The organism is Deinococcus sp. LM3 (genome assembly GCF_002017875.1).
Classification (GTDB): Bacteria; Deinococcota; Deinococci; order Deinococcales; family Deinococcaceae; genus Deinococcus.
The window spans coordinates 1,145,402-1,158,349 of the sequence record NZ_MUFV01000001.1 but is presented as its reverse complement, the minus strand read 5'-3'; the positions used below and the strand labels follow the sequence as shown (position 1 = coordinate 1,158,349).

8 protein-coding genes are annotated in these 12,948 nt (G+C 68.3%); 2 read left to right on the top strand and 6 right to left on the bottom strand.

All coding sequences use genetic code 11. The features are described from left to right. Positions 1–154 precede the first annotated feature (154 nt). Together BXU09_RS05390 and BXU09_RS05385 are read left to right on the top strand one after the other, a co-directional pair. Positions 155–4,984: a glutamate synthase-related protein gene (locus BXU09_RS05390; RefSeq protein ID WP_078301044.1), complete on the top strand. Its 4,830-nt coding sequence runs from the start codon at positions 155–157 to the stop codon at positions 4,982–4,984. A 55-nt stretch (positions 4,985–5,039) separates the two neighbouring features. Next, positions 5,040–6,503, top strand: a complete 1,464-nt coding sequence (locus BXU09_RS05385; protein ID WP_078301043.1) for a glutamate synthase subunit beta — start codon at positions 5,040–5,042, stop codon at positions 6,501–6,503. Between the two features lie 56 nt (positions 6,504–6,559). Here the strand turns inward: BXU09_RS05385 and BXU09_RS05380 are convergent, their stop codons facing one another. The 6 genes from BXU09_RS05380 to BXU09_RS21865 all read right to left on the bottom strand — a co-directional run bounded on the left by BXU09_RS05380 (position 6,560) and on the right by BXU09_RS21865 (position 12,886). After that, positions 6,560–7,036 (bottom strand): hypothetical protein, encoded by a 477-nt coding sequence (locus tag BXU09_RS05380; protein ID WP_144011994.1) that lies wholly within the window; start codon positions 7,034–7,036, stop codon positions 6,560–6,562. 26 nt (positions 7,037–7,062) lie between these two features. Further along, entirely contained in the window at positions 7,063–7,494 is a 432-nt protein-coding gene (locus BXU09_RS20130) for a hypothetical protein (protein ID WP_144011993.1), read from the bottom strand. 116 nt (positions 7,495–7,610) lie between these two features. Continuing rightward, positions 7,611–8,030 carry a nuclear transport factor 2 family protein gene (locus BXU09_RS05375; RefSeq protein ID WP_078301041.1) on the bottom strand — a complete coding sequence of 140 codons (420 nt, stop codon included), beginning with the start codon at positions 8,028–8,030 and terminating at the stop codon, positions 7,611–7,613. A 61-nt stretch (positions 8,031–8,091) separates the two neighbouring features. Next, complete coding sequence (locus tag BXU09_RS05370) at positions 8,092–9,171, bottom strand: HD domain-containing phosphohydrolase (RefSeq protein ID WP_078301040.1); 1,080 nt, start codon at positions 9,169–9,171, stop codon at positions 8,092–8,094. Positions 9,172–9,311: 140 nt separating this feature from the next. Then, positions 9,312–10,538, bottom strand: a complete 1,227-nt coding sequence (glyA, locus tag BXU09_RS05365; RefSeq protein WP_078301038.1) for a serine hydroxymethyltransferase — start codon at positions 10,536–10,538, stop codon at positions 9,312–9,314. 53 nt (positions 10,539–10,591) lie between these two features. Next, on the bottom strand, positions 10,592–12,886 hold the full coding sequence (locus BXU09_RS21865; protein ID WP_144011992.1) for a bifunctional diguanylate cyclase/phosphodiesterase: 2,295 nt from the start codon (positions 12,884–12,886) through the stop codon (positions 10,592–10,594). Between the last annotated feature and the right edge of the window lie 62 nt (positions 12,887–12,948).

Below are 12,948 nucleotides of genomic sequence, written 5' to 3'. Positions count from 1 at the left end.
CGTGAAAACTGGCCGGATGTGCAGAAAAGTGTGCACAGAACATTGGACCCGTTATAAACAACGGCCCTGCATAGACATGCATCTCTCTGTATGGTGATTCTAGCAGCCTGCACCCTGCGGGCCAGCGAGTCACGAGCGAGATGGGAGCGTCAACATGAACAGAACAGACAACCGGGTGACGCCGGCTGAGGCGCCGCACACCCCCGTAACCCCCGCGAGCGGCGCGGAACTGAACCTCGCCCGTGAGCAGGGCCTGTACAGCGGTGCCGAGCACGACGCCTGCGGCGTGGGCTTCGTTGCGCACATCAAGGGTCACAAGAACCACTCCATCATCCAGCAGGGCCTGAAGATCCTGGAGAACCTCGACCACCGCGGCGCGGTCGGTGCCGATCCCCTGATGGGCGACGGGGCCGGCATCCTGATCCAGATTCCCGACGAGTTCTACCGCGCCGAGATGAACGCGCAGGGCGTGACCCTCCCGCCGCTGGGCGACTACGGCGTCGGCATGATCTTCCTGCCCAAGGAGATCGCCTCGCGCCGCGCCTGCGAGCAGGAACTCGAACGCGCCGTCACCGCCGAGGGACAGGTCGTGCTGGGCTGGCGCGACGTGCCGGTCAACGCCGGGATGCCCATGAGCCCCGCCGTGCGCGAGAAGGAACCCGTCATCCGGCAGGTATTCATCGGCGCCGGTCCCGACACGCTGGTCCCTGACGCCCTGGAACGCAAGCTGTACGTCATCCGCCGCCGGGCCAGCAACGCCATCCGCGCGCTGAACTTCACGCACGGCGCCGAGTACTACGTGCCCTCCATGTCGTGCCGCACGGTCATCTACAAGGGCCTGCTGCTCGCCACGCAGGTCGGCGAGTACTACCTGGACCTGCAGGACCCGCGCGTGACCTCCGCGCTGGCCCTGGTGCACCAGCGCTTTTCCACGAACACCTTCCCGGAGTGGCCGCTGGCGCACCCGTACCGCATGGTCGCGCACAACGGCGAGATCAACACCGTCAAGGGGAACTTCAACTGGATGCGCGCCCGCGAGGGCATCATGGCCAGCCCCGTGCTGGGCGACGACCTGAAGAAGCTCTACCCGATCTCCTTCGAGGGCGAGAGCGACACCGCCACCTTCGACAACGCCCTCGAACTGCTGACGCTGGCCGGGTACCCCATGGCGCACGCCGCCATGATGATGATCCCCGAGGCCTGGGAGCAGAACGCCAACCTCGACCCGCGCCGCCGCGCGTTCTACGAGTACCACGCCTCCATGATGGAGCCCTGGGACGGCCCGGCCGCGATGGTCTTCACCGACGGCCGTCAGGTGGGTGCGACCCTGGACCGCAACGGCCTGCGCCCCGCCCGCTACGTGCAGACCCGCGACGATCTGGTCATCCTGGCCAGCGAATCCGGCGTGCTGCCCGTCCCCGAGAGCAAGATCGTCAAGAAGTGGCGCCTGCAACCGGGCCGCATGTTCCTGATCGACTTCGAGCAGGGCCGCATCATCGAGGACGACGAACTGAAGATGCAGTTCGCGTCGGCCCGACCCTACGCGCAGTGGGTCGAGAACACCCGCTTCCGTCTGGACGACAGCGAGGAGACCGGCACGGTCGGGCAGTTCCGCGAGTCGCTGCTGGATCGCCAGCAGGCCTTCGGGTACAGCCAGGAGGACCTGAAGTTCCTGATGGGCCCCATGGCCCTGACCGGCGAGGAAGGCATCGGGAGCATGGGCAACGACAGCCCGCTGGCCGTGCTGTCCGGCAAGAACAAGCCGCTGTTCAACTACTTCCGGCAGCTGTTCGCGCAGGTCACCAACCCGCCCATCGACCCGATCCGCGAGTCGGTCGTCATGAGCCTCGTGTCGTTCGTGGGGCCGCGCCCGAACCTGCTGGACATCAACGCCGTCAACCCGCAGCTGCGCCTGGAAGTCGAGCAGCCCATCCTGGACTTCGACGACATGGCCCGCGTCCGCAACATCGAGGAACACACCCGCGGCAAGTTCAAGGCCTACGACCTCGACATCACCTACCCCGCCGAGTGGGGCGCGCGCGGCGTGGAAGCCAAACTGGCGACCATCAACGCCTGGGCCGTGGACGCCATCGAGAGCGGCCACAACATCATCATCATCAGCGACCGCCGCGTGGACCGTGAACGCGCCGCGATTCCCAGCCTGCTGGCCCTCAGCAGCGTCCACCACCACCTCGTGAAGGCGGGGCTGCGCATGAAGGTCGGTCTGGTCGTCGAGACCGGCGACGCCCGCGAGGTCCACCACTTCGCCGCGCTGGCCGGCTACGGCGCCGAGGCCATCCACCCGTACCTGGCGCTCGAGACCCTGATCAACCTGCACACCGACGTGCCCGGCATGCCCGCCCTGCACGGCATCGACGCGCACAAGGCCATCTCGAACTACATCAAGGCCATCGGCAAGGGCCTGAGCAAGATCATGTCCAAGATGGGCGTCAGCACGTACATGAGTTACTGCGGCGCGCAGCTGTTCGAGGCGGTCGGCCTGAAGACCGACTTCGTGCACAAGTACTTCTACGGCACGCCCAGCCAGGTCGGCGGGATCGGCCTGTTCGAGGTGGCCGAAGAAGCCCTGCGCAACCACCGCGCGGCGTTCAGCGACGACCCCGTGCTGGCGCAGAACCTCGACGCGGGCGGCGAGTACGCGTGGCGCGTGCGCGGCGAGGAGCACATGTGGACGCCGGACTCGGTCGCCAAGCTGCAACACTCGGTGCGCAGCGGTTCGTACAGCACCTACGAGGAGTACGCCCGCCTGATCAACGACCAGAGCCGGCGTCACATGACCCTGCGCGGCCTGTTCGAGTTCCGCACCGACGGCGTCACGCCCGTCCCGCTGGAAGAGGTCGAGAGCGCCAGCGAGATCGTTAAACGCTTCGCCACGGGCGCCATGAGCCTCGGCTCGATCAGCACCGAGGCGCACGCCACGCTGGCCGTCGCCATGAACCGCATCGGCGGCAAGAGCAACACCGGCGAGGGCGGCGAGGATCCCGCCCGCTACGAACGCGAGATGCGCGGCGAGACGCTCGGCGAGGGCCACACCCTGGCCAGCATCCTGGGGGAAAGCAGCAGCGGCGAGAAACGCGTCGAGGTGGACTACCCGCTGGAACCCGGCGACTCCCTGCGCTCCAGGATCAAGCAGGTCGCCTCGGGCCGCTTCGGCGTCACCACCGGCTACCTCAGCAGCGCCGACCAGATCCAGATCAAGATGGCCCAGGGCGCCAAGCCCGGCGAGGGCGGCCAGCTGCCCGGCGGGAAGGTCAGCGAGTACATCGGCTTCCTGCGCCACTCCGTGCCCGGTGTGGGTCTGATCAGCCCGCCCCCGCACCACGACATCTACTCCATCGAGGACCTCGCGCAGCTGATCCACGACCTGAAGAACGTGAATTCCCGCGCGGACATCAGCGTGAAACTCGTCTCGGAAGTCGGCGTGGGCACCATCGCGGCGGGCGTGGCGAAGGCCAAGGCCGACCACATCGTGATCGCCGGGCACGACGGCGGCACGGGGGCGAGCCCCTGGAGCTCCATCAAGCACGCCGGGTCCCCGTGGGAACTGGGCCTCGCGGAGACGCAGCAGACCCTGGTGCTGAACCGCCTGCGCGACCGCGTACGCGTGCAGACCGACGGGCAGCTCAAGACCGGCCGTGACGTCGTGATCGCCGCGCTGCTGGGCGCCGACGAGTTCGGTTTCGCCACCGCGCCGCTGGTCGCGCAGGGCTGCATCATGATGCGCAAGTGCCACCTGAACACCTGCCCGGTGGGTGTGGCCACGCAGGACCCGGTGCTGCGCGCCCGCTTCCAGGGCAAACCCGAGCACGTCATCAACTTCTTCTTCTTCGTGGCCGAAGAGGTCCGTCAACTCATGGCCAGCCTCGGCATCCGCCACTTCGACGACCTGATCGGCCGCGCCGACCTGCTCGACACGAAAAAGGGCATCGAGCACTGGAAGGCGCAGGGCCTGGACTTCAGCCGCGTCTTCTACCGCCCCGAGGTGCCCGGGGACGTCGGCGTGCGCCACCTGCACACCCAGGATCACGGCCTGGACCGCGCGCTCGACCTGCAACTCATCGAGAAGTGCCGCCCCGCCTTCGAGAAGGGCGAGAAGGTCCACTTCCTGCAGGACGTCCGTAACGTCAACCGCACCGTGGGCGCGATGCTGTCCGGTGAACTGGTCCGTCGTCACCCGGCCGGACTGCCCGACAACACCGTGTTCGTCCAGATGGAAGGCACGGGCGGCCAGAGCTTCGGCGCGTTCCTGGCGCCCGGCATCACCCTGTACCTGATCGGGGACGCCAACGACTACACCGGCAAGGGGTTGTCCGGCGGCCGCGTGGTCGTGCGCCCCAGTATCGAGTTCCGGGGCCGCGCCGAGGAGAACATCATCGTGGGGAACACCGTCCTGTACGGCGCGACCACCGGCGAGGCCTTCTTCCGGGGCGTGGCGGGCGAACGCTTCGCCGTGCGCCTCAGCGGCGCCGAGGCCGTCGTGGAGGGAGTGGGCGACCACGGCTGCGAGTACATGACCGGCGGCACCGTCGTCGTGCTGGGCCAGACCGGCCGGAACTTCGCGGCGGGCATGAGCGGCGGCGTCGCCTACGTGTACGACGTGGACGGCAGCTTCGCCACACGCTGCAACACCAGCATGGTGGACCTGCTCCCGCTTCTTCCCGAAGACCAGCAGTTCGCGCAGGGCCAGGACACCCTGCACCTGGGCCAGAGCGACGAGGCGCACCTGCGCCGCCTGCTGGAAAGCCACCACAAGTGGACCGGCTCGCAGCGCGCCTCCGAACTGCTTGACGACTGGGAGAACAGCCTGAAGCGCTTCGTCAAGGTCTTCCCGAAGGAGTACCAGCGCGCCCTGCGCGAACGCGCCGAGAGCAACGCCGGGACCGTGCAGGCCGCCGACACCACCAGCATGCAGACCGCGCAGCCCGCCAACGCCGTGGCGGCGCAGGGTACGCTCACCAAGTAACCCCCTTCCGCGCCCCGCCCACACGGGCCGGGCGCGTCCCCCCACCGGAGCACGCATGAGCAAGATCACCGGTTTTCTCGACCAGCCGCGCATCAAGGACCAGTACGCCCCGGTCGACGTGCGCCTCAAGCACTACCACGAGTTCCTGATTCCGCTCGACAGCGGCGCCGCGAAACTCCAGGCGACCCGCTGCATGGACTGCGGCATTCCGTTCTGCAACAACGGCTGCCCCGTCGGGAACATCATCCCGGACTTCAACAACCTCGTGTACCAGGACGACTGGCGCAGCGCGCTGGACACCCTGCACTCCACGAACAACTTCCCGGAATTCACGGGCCGCATCTGCCCCGCCCCCTGCGAGGCCGCCTGCACCCTGAACATCAGCGGCGACGCGGTGGGCATCAAGAGCATCGAGCTGAGCATCATCGAACGCGGCTGGCAGGAAGGCTGGGTCACGCCGCAACCCCCCACCGTGAAGACCGGCAAGAAGGTCGCCGTGATCGGCAGCGGGCCCGCCGGACTGGCCGCCGCGCAGCAGCTCGCGCGCGCCGGGCACGACGTGACCGTGTTCGAGAAGAACGACCGCGTGGGCGGCCTGATGCGCTATGGCATCCCCGACTTCAAGATGGACAAGCACCACATCGACCGCCGCGTCGAGCAGATGCAGGCCGAGGGCGTCACGTTCCGCACCGGCGTCCTGGTGGGCGCGTGGCCCGAAGGCAGCCGCGTCACGAACCTCAGCCGGAAGACCGTCACGCCCGACGAACTGAAAGCCGAGTTCGACGCCGTGCTGCTGGCGGGCGGCGCCGAGCAGCCCCGCGACCTGCCCGCCCCTGGCCGCGAGCTGGACGGCATTCACTTCGCCATGGAATTCCTGCCCCAGCAGAACCGCGTGAACGCCGGCGACAAACTGAAGAAACAGCTGCGCGCCGACGGCAAGCACGTCATCGTGATCGGTGGCGGCGACACCGGCAGCGACTGCGTGGGCACCAGCAACCGCCACGGCGCCGCATCCGTGACCCAGTTCGAGGTCATGCCGCAGCCGCCCGAGCAGGAGAACAAACCCCTGGTGTGGCCCTACTGGCCCATGAAACTCCGCACCAGCACCAGCCACGAGGAAGGCGCCGTGCGTGAATTCGCCATCGCCACCAAGGAATTCATCGGCAAGGGCGGCAAGGTCACGGGCGTCAAGACCGTCCGCATGGAACTGATTGACGGCAAACTCACCGAAATCGAAGGCAGCGAGGAAATCCACAAGGCCGACCTCGTCCTGCTCGCCATGGGCTTCGTCAGCCCCATCGGCAGCGTCATCGACGCCTTCGGCATCGACAAGGACGCCCGAGGCAACGCCCACGCCCACACCGACGAGGGTGGCTACCACACCAACGTGGAAGGCGTGTTCGCCGCCGGGGACATGCGGCGCGGCCAGAGCCTCGTCGTGTGGGCCATCCGCGAGGGCCGTCAGGCCGCCCGCGCCATCGACCAGCACCTGATGGGCACCTCGGTCCTGCCCCGCTAAATCCCGCACAGGAAGGCCGCGCCGCCCCAGGCAGGGGAGAGGCGCGGCCATTCGCGTTACAGGCAGCGGGTCAGGGTCTCCAGGGCGATCTCGATGCCCGCGAAGGTCAACCGGTCACTGCCGTCCTCCGGCAGCCGTTGCCTCAGGGCCAGCCCCCCGTTGGCGACCGAGGCGTCCAGGCGCCGCTGCTCGTCCGGAGTGATCAGCACGACCTCGTTCGCGCGGAGGATCGCGCGGATCTGCTCCGGGTCGCCGCCCGTGCCCAGCAGTCGCCGCCTGATGATGTTCAGCGGCACGCGGTGCTCGCCATACAGCTGCAAGGCGCACAGGCCGGACTCAAAGGCCGCGCGGGACATGCGGTAGTGCGAATTGCCTCGGCGGTGGCGGTAAAGCGGCTGGCCCTGCGCATTGAACTCGTCGTAACTGCGCAGCAGCTTGTCGAACGGATTGCCCCGGCTGAACGCCTGCACGACCTCGTGCGGCTGGCTGAGGATGGCGGCCAGCACCTGCACTATCCCTTCCTGATGCGTCATGGATTCAGAGTAAGTGTGATTCAAAATCAGGATGATCCTTTGTGCGGACGATAGACGCTGACAATCTGATCACTCGTATCATCGTTATCGATTCTGTCTGGAAACGCGACTCCGAGATCGTGGAAATGTCTTACTCCCTCCATTATTTCATATTTGCCCAGGGAGGCTATCGTCTCGTTGATATCTGGAGACCAATATTCCTCGAATATGATTTTATGGCCGTTCATGCTCACTTCCTTATCGCCGTAGAGCGTGCATGAAATGCTAAAAATGGTGTCAGTGTAGTCTGCATAGAGAATGACGATATCGCCGTAAACGGCCCGTTTCATTCCTGAGCCTTCGCTGATGACGCTCGAAGGATTGAGGCCAAGTATGCTCCCGGCATCACTTAATGACATTCCGAGCCTTATCGGCAAAAGCCCTATCCTAGGTGCGAGATTGAAATTCCATCTGGCCATTTTGCTGCCTCACGCTATGAAAACTTGGATGTATTTGTCATTCAGAACCTTGAGACTACGCGCCATCACGTTGTAATCACGAAGGCTGGGTGAGGTTCCTCTCAGCTCCTCCTCGTTCACGCCGGGCGCTGGAGGTTGACCTTGCCGGTTTCGGAGTCGGCGGGGGCGCTGCTGTGTTCGTGGAGGATCAGCCAGCCGCTCCCTTCGGGGACCAGGGTCAGGCTGAGGCGGTTGTTCATGGCGCGCAGGCGTTCGCCGGTGGCGCTCAGGCCCGCGTAGGTGGCGAAGGCGTGCACGAGGGCCATGTCGGGTGTGACGTGGGTGCGGATGTCGTCGAAGGTGACCTGCACGCGCTCCTCGCCGAGGCTGGCGAACCAGCCTTCGATCATGCCGCGCCACTGCTGCTGGCCGTCGTAGAGCCAGTGTTCCCACAGGTCGTACACGGTGACCTGCGGGTGGTACAGGGCGAGCAGGGCCTGGGTGTCGCGGGCGTACACGGCTTCGGCGTAGGCGCGCAGGATCTGTTCGGGGGGCATGGTCTACCGTACCACCTGATCGTGTTCAGGCGGAATGGGATATTCCTGCTATGTTGCCTGCTTACGCGGCGTGGTGGCCGAGGACTTTCATGAGGGCCTGCACGACCTGCGGGTCGAAGTGGGTGCCGCTGGCGGCCTGCACGAAGGCCAGGGCCTCGTCGGGGGTCCAGGCGTGCTTGTAGGGTCGGTTGCTGGTCAGGGCGTCGAACACGTCGCACACGGCGAAGATGCGGGCCGGGAGGGGGATGTTCTGGCCGCGCTGTCCCAGGGGGTAGCCGCTGCCGTCCCAGCGTTCGTGGTGCGCGGCGATGACGTCCAGGGCGGGTTTCGGCAGGAACGTCAGCTGCTGCGCCAGCGACACGCCTTCCTCCACGTGAACGCGCATGCGTTCGCGCTGCGCGGGGCTGAACGGGCCGGGCCAGCGCAGCACCTCGTCGGGCAGGGTGATCTTGCCGATGTCGTGCAGGTACGCGCCCCAGCGCAGCGCGCACAGGCTGGATTCGTCGAGTTGCAGGGCGCGGCCCAGCCGCACGGCGAGTTGCGTGACGCGGTCGGTGTGGCCGTGCGTTTCGGCGTCCCGCGCTTCCAGGAACAGGCCCAGGGTGCGCAGGGCGCTCTCGTGCGCTTCGCGTTCGCGTTCCTCGGCGTCCAGGCGGGCGGCCAGCAGGGACAGCAGGCCGGTGACGCTGCCGGTCAGGGCACATTCGATGTCCGTCCAGGCGTGCGGGGTATGCGCGTGCGCCAGCAGCGCGCCGATCAGGTGTCCGTGGCGGTCGTGGATGGGCGCGGCGATCAGGGCGTGGATGCCCAGCGCGGCGAAGCCGGTCACGGCCGGGTGGGTCAGGGTGTCGGTGTAGAAGTTGACGCCGTCGGCGGCGCGCAGGGCCTGAATGAGCGGCAGGGCGGCGGGCAGGCCGGACGTGTCGTGCCAGGGGTGGTGGCCGCTGGACGCGCGGATGCGGAAGGTCTGTTCGGATTCCCACCACTGGAAGTACCCGGCCCCGGCGGCGGCGGTGTGGGTGATCAGGGCGTCCAGGACGGGCTGCATGGCGCTGCCGAGGTCCGGGGCGCTCAGGCCCAGCCGGGTGAGTCGCAGGGTCAGTTCAGCGTAACTGACCTGTGGGGGGGGCGGTTCAGTCATGGATGCTCACACTATGGCACGCCGATTGACGGAATTTTCACACGCGTCGGGTGGACCCGGTGCATGGTGCCGGGGGGGGAAACGCGGTGCGGGCGCTGAGGTCCGCTCCGACCGTCAGCGCCCGCACCGTCCGGCCGGGGTCAGGGGATCGGGAAGCCACCGGCGAAGGCGTGCACCTCGGCCTTCACGTCCTCGCCTTTCAGGGCGCGGTCGATCAGGTCGGCGACGGTCTGCATGTCGCTCTCGACCATGCCGCGCGTGGTGACGGCGGGCGTGCCGATGCGGATGCCGCCGCCGTGCAGGATCTTCTCGGTGTCGTACGGCAGGGTGCTCTTGCTGATCGTGATGTGGTTGGCGTCCAGCAGCCGTGTGGCCTTGGTGCCGTTGAGGCCCTGGGGGCGCAGGTCCAGCACCAGCAGGTGGTTGTCGGTCCCGCCGGACACCACGCGGTACCCTTTGTCCTGGAAGGCCTGGGCGAGCGCCTGCGCGTTGCGGATGATCTGCGCGGCGTACGCCTTGAAGTCGTCGGTGAGGGCCTCGCCGAACGCGACGGCTTTCGCGGCGATCACGTGCTCCAGCGGGCCACCCTGGTAGCCGGGGAACACGGCCCGGTCGATCTTCGCGCCCAGTTCCGGGTCGTTGCTCAGGATAATGCCGCCGCGCGGGCCGCGCAGGGTCTTGTGGGTGGTGCTGGCGACCACGTGCGCGTGCGGCAGCGCGTTCGGGTGCACGCCGCCCGCGATCAGGCCCGCGATGTGCGCCACGTCCGCGAACAGGATCGCGCCCACCTCGTCGGCAATCTCACGGAACGCCGCGAAGTCGATGGTGCGGCTGTACGCGCTGGCGCCCGCGATGATCATCTTCGGCTGGTGCTCGTGTGCCAGTCGGCGCACCTCCTCCATGTCGATCAGTTCGGTCTCGGGGTTCACCTTGTAGCTCACGATGCGGTAGCGCAGGCCCGAGAAGTTCACGGGGTTGCCGTGCGTCAGGTGCCCGCCGTGGCTCAGATCCATGCCCAGCACCGTGTCGCCCGGCTGGATCAGCGCGTTGTACACCGCGAGGTTCGCGCTGCTGCCGGAGTGCGGCTGCACGTTCGCCCACGCCGCGCCGAACAGTTCCTTCAGGCGGTCGATGGCCAGCTGCTCGATGCGGTCCACGACCTCGCACCCGCCGTACCAGCGTTTGCCGGGGTACCCTTCGGCGTACTTGTTCGTCACGATGCTGCCCTGCGCCTCACGCACCGCCGCCGAGGTGAAGTTCTCGGAAGCGATCAGCTCCAGGCCGCGCTGCTGACGCTCGGCCTCCTGGGTGATCAGGTCGAAGAGTGCCGTGTCACGGGCGGCAGATTTCTCGGCGGTGGTCGTCATGACCTCACGGTAACACCGGCGCCGCCGCCCGGTGTCCCCCGTGTCTTTGCAGGTCAGACAAGGCCGGGTGCGGGCCGAGCCGCTGCGCCCGCCGGCCCGCCCGGCTGTTCGCTCAGGGTCTCCGGAGGCGCGGCCCGCCCGATCCAGTACCCCTGCAGGGCGTCCACGCCGAGTTCCCACAGCAGCTGCGCCTGCTCCGGGGTTTCCACGCCCTCGGCCACCACCCGCAGGTTCAGGGCGCGGCCCAGGCCCACGACCGCCTGCACCACCTTGAACGCCGCCTGACCGTCCGCGCGGTCCCCCGTGAGTTCCGTCACGAACGCCCGGTCCACCTTCAGCACGCTGATCGGCAGGCGCAGCAGCGACGACAGCGACGACTGCCCCACCCCGAAGTCATCCACGGCCACCTCGATGCCCAGGTCCATCAGGGCCTGAAGGGTCTGCCGCGCCTCCGCCTCGTTCTCGACCAGCAGACGCTCGGTGACTTCCAGGCCCAGCGCGGCGGGCGGCAGCCCGTGCTCCCGCAGGGTCCGCAGCAGGAACGGCAAGAAATCCGGCCGGACCAGGTTCGGCGGACTGATGTTCACCGCCACCTGCCACGGCCGTCCCGCCGCCCGCCACCCGGCCAGCTGCCGGCACGCCTGCGCGATCACCCAGCGGTCCAGGCTGACCATCAGGCCCGCGCTCTCCGCGACCGGCACGAACTCGGCCGGGGAGACCGCGCCCAGTTGCGCGTCCTGCCAGCGCAGCAGCGCCTCGAAATGCACGCGCTGCCCGCCGCGTTCCAGCTGCGGCTGGTAGTGCAGTTGCAGTTCCCCGCGTTCGGCGGCGCCGCGCAGGCGCGTCTCGATCATGACCCGCCGCGAGGCGGCCGCGTCGTCGCGCAGCGGGTCGAACAGCCGCAGTCCGTTGCCGCCGCTGCGTTTGACCTCCTTCATGGCGAGGTCCGCGCGGCGCAGCAGCGCCGCCCCGTCCAGCAGACCGTCCGCCGGTCTGAGCGCCGCGCCCACCGACGCCGTGATGTTCAGCACCTGCCCCTCGAGCGTGACCGGCTCCCGCAGGGCGCGCCGCAGCGCCTCGCCCGCCGCGCGCACCTGCTCCTCGCGGGTGGCCGGGACGATCACCACGAACTCGTCGGCGCTCAGGTGAAAGCACTCGCCGTTCAGGGCGGCGGCCTGACCCCGCAGCGTGGCGGCCGTGCGTTGCAGGAAGGCGTCCCCGGCGCGGTGCCCGAGCGCCTCGTTCACGAAACGGAAGTCGTCGAGGTCCACGACCAGCAGCCCCGTTCCCGCCGCGTTGCTCCCACATCTGTCCAGCGTCAGGTGCAGTTGCCGGCGGTTCCCCAGGCCGGTCAGCGCGTCGTGCCGCGACTGGAATTCCAGTCGTGCGCGGCTGTCCTCCAGCTGGCGCAGCGTCAGCGTCTGTCGTGCCGCCACGAAGATCGCCGCGAAGAACGTCGCGTACAGCGCCCCCCGCGCTTCCAGCGGCAGTCGCACCGCGCCCAGCAGCATGAACCCGGCCAGCAGCGCCGAGTACGGCGCGAGCGGCCCGTACCACAGGGAACGCGGACGGCGCGGCGCGGCGCCGACCGTCAATGGGCGCACCCGCCCCGCCTGCCACGCCCCCGCCGCGAACAGCAGCGCCGCCAGCGGCCACAGCGCGTCCGGCCACATGTGGCCCTCGTACGCGTCCCGCAGCGCCAGGATGGTGTACCCGGTGTCCGCCACCACGAACAGCACCATGCCCGCCGCGAGGAACCCCATGCCGCGCGGCGCGCCGTCCGGGCCGCGCCACGTCTGCGCCAGCAGCAGGCTCAGCAGCACCAGATCCGACAGCGGGTACAGCGCCGCCACGAGATTCGACAGCAGCGACGGCCCGGCGCTCTGCATCTGCTCGGCCAGCACGAAAAACCACAGGTACGCCCCGGCCGCCATGACCTGCGCCGCCACGTCCAGCCGCGCTTCCCGCGACGGCAGCGACGGCCAGCGCCGCTCGAACAGCCGGAAGGCCAGCAGCATGCAGGCCGGCAACGCCAGGAACCACGGGTCCGTGAACCCCAGCACGCCCGCCTGCACGTTCCCCAGCGTGTACAGCGCGTTCCCGACGCCCCAGCAGAACGTCCCGGCCGCCACCCACCGCCACGCGCCCGGCGCTTCCGTGCGGGCCGCGAGCGACCAGATCAGCGCCGCCGACCCCAGGAAGACCAGCAGGTACGGCCCCAGCGCCCACTCCGGCGAGCCGGACGTCCAGCCGAGCAGGTGCATCAGGTGCAGCAGGTACCCGGCCCCCAGGCCCAGCGCCGCCAGACCGGTGCCCCTGGGCACGGAACGGGGCGCGGGCAGGATCATGTTTCCCAGCCTGCGCCCCACGCCCTCGCCAAAGTCTTACGGGGACATCATGAACGCCCCGC

Bases quoted from the DNA above. Each gene is read 5' to 3' on its own strand.
- BXU09_RS05390 (WP_078301044.1), top strand. From the start codon at position 155: ATGAACAGAACAGACAACCGGGTGACGCCGGCTGAGGCGCCGCACACC.
- BXU09_RS05385 (WP_078301043.1), top strand. From the start codon at position 5,040: ATGAGCAAGATCACCGGTTTTCTCGACCAGCCGCGCATCAAGGACCAG.
- BXU09_RS05380 (WP_144011994.1), bottom strand. From the start codon at position 7,036: ATGACGCATCAGGAAGGGATAGTGCAGGTGCTGGCCGCCATCCTCAGC.
- BXU09_RS20130 (WP_144011993.1), bottom strand. From the start codon at position 7,494: ATGGCCAGATGGAATTTCAATCTCGCACCTAGGATAGGGCTTTTGCCG.
- BXU09_RS05375 (WP_078301041.1), bottom strand. From the start codon at position 8,030: ATGCCCCCCGAACAGATCCTGCGCGCCTACGCCGAAGCCGTGTACGCC.
- BXU09_RS05370 (WP_078301040.1), bottom strand. From the start codon at position 9,171: ATGACTGAACCGCCCCCCCCACAGGTCAGTTACGCTGAACTGACCCTG.
- glyA (WP_078301038.1), bottom strand. From the start codon at position 10,538: ATGACGACCACCGCCGAGAAATCTGCCGCCCGTGACACGGCACTCTTC.
- BXU09_RS21865 (WP_144011992.1), bottom strand. From the start codon at position 12,886: ATGATCCTGCCCGCGCCCCGTTCCGTGCCCAGGGGCACCGGTCTGGCG.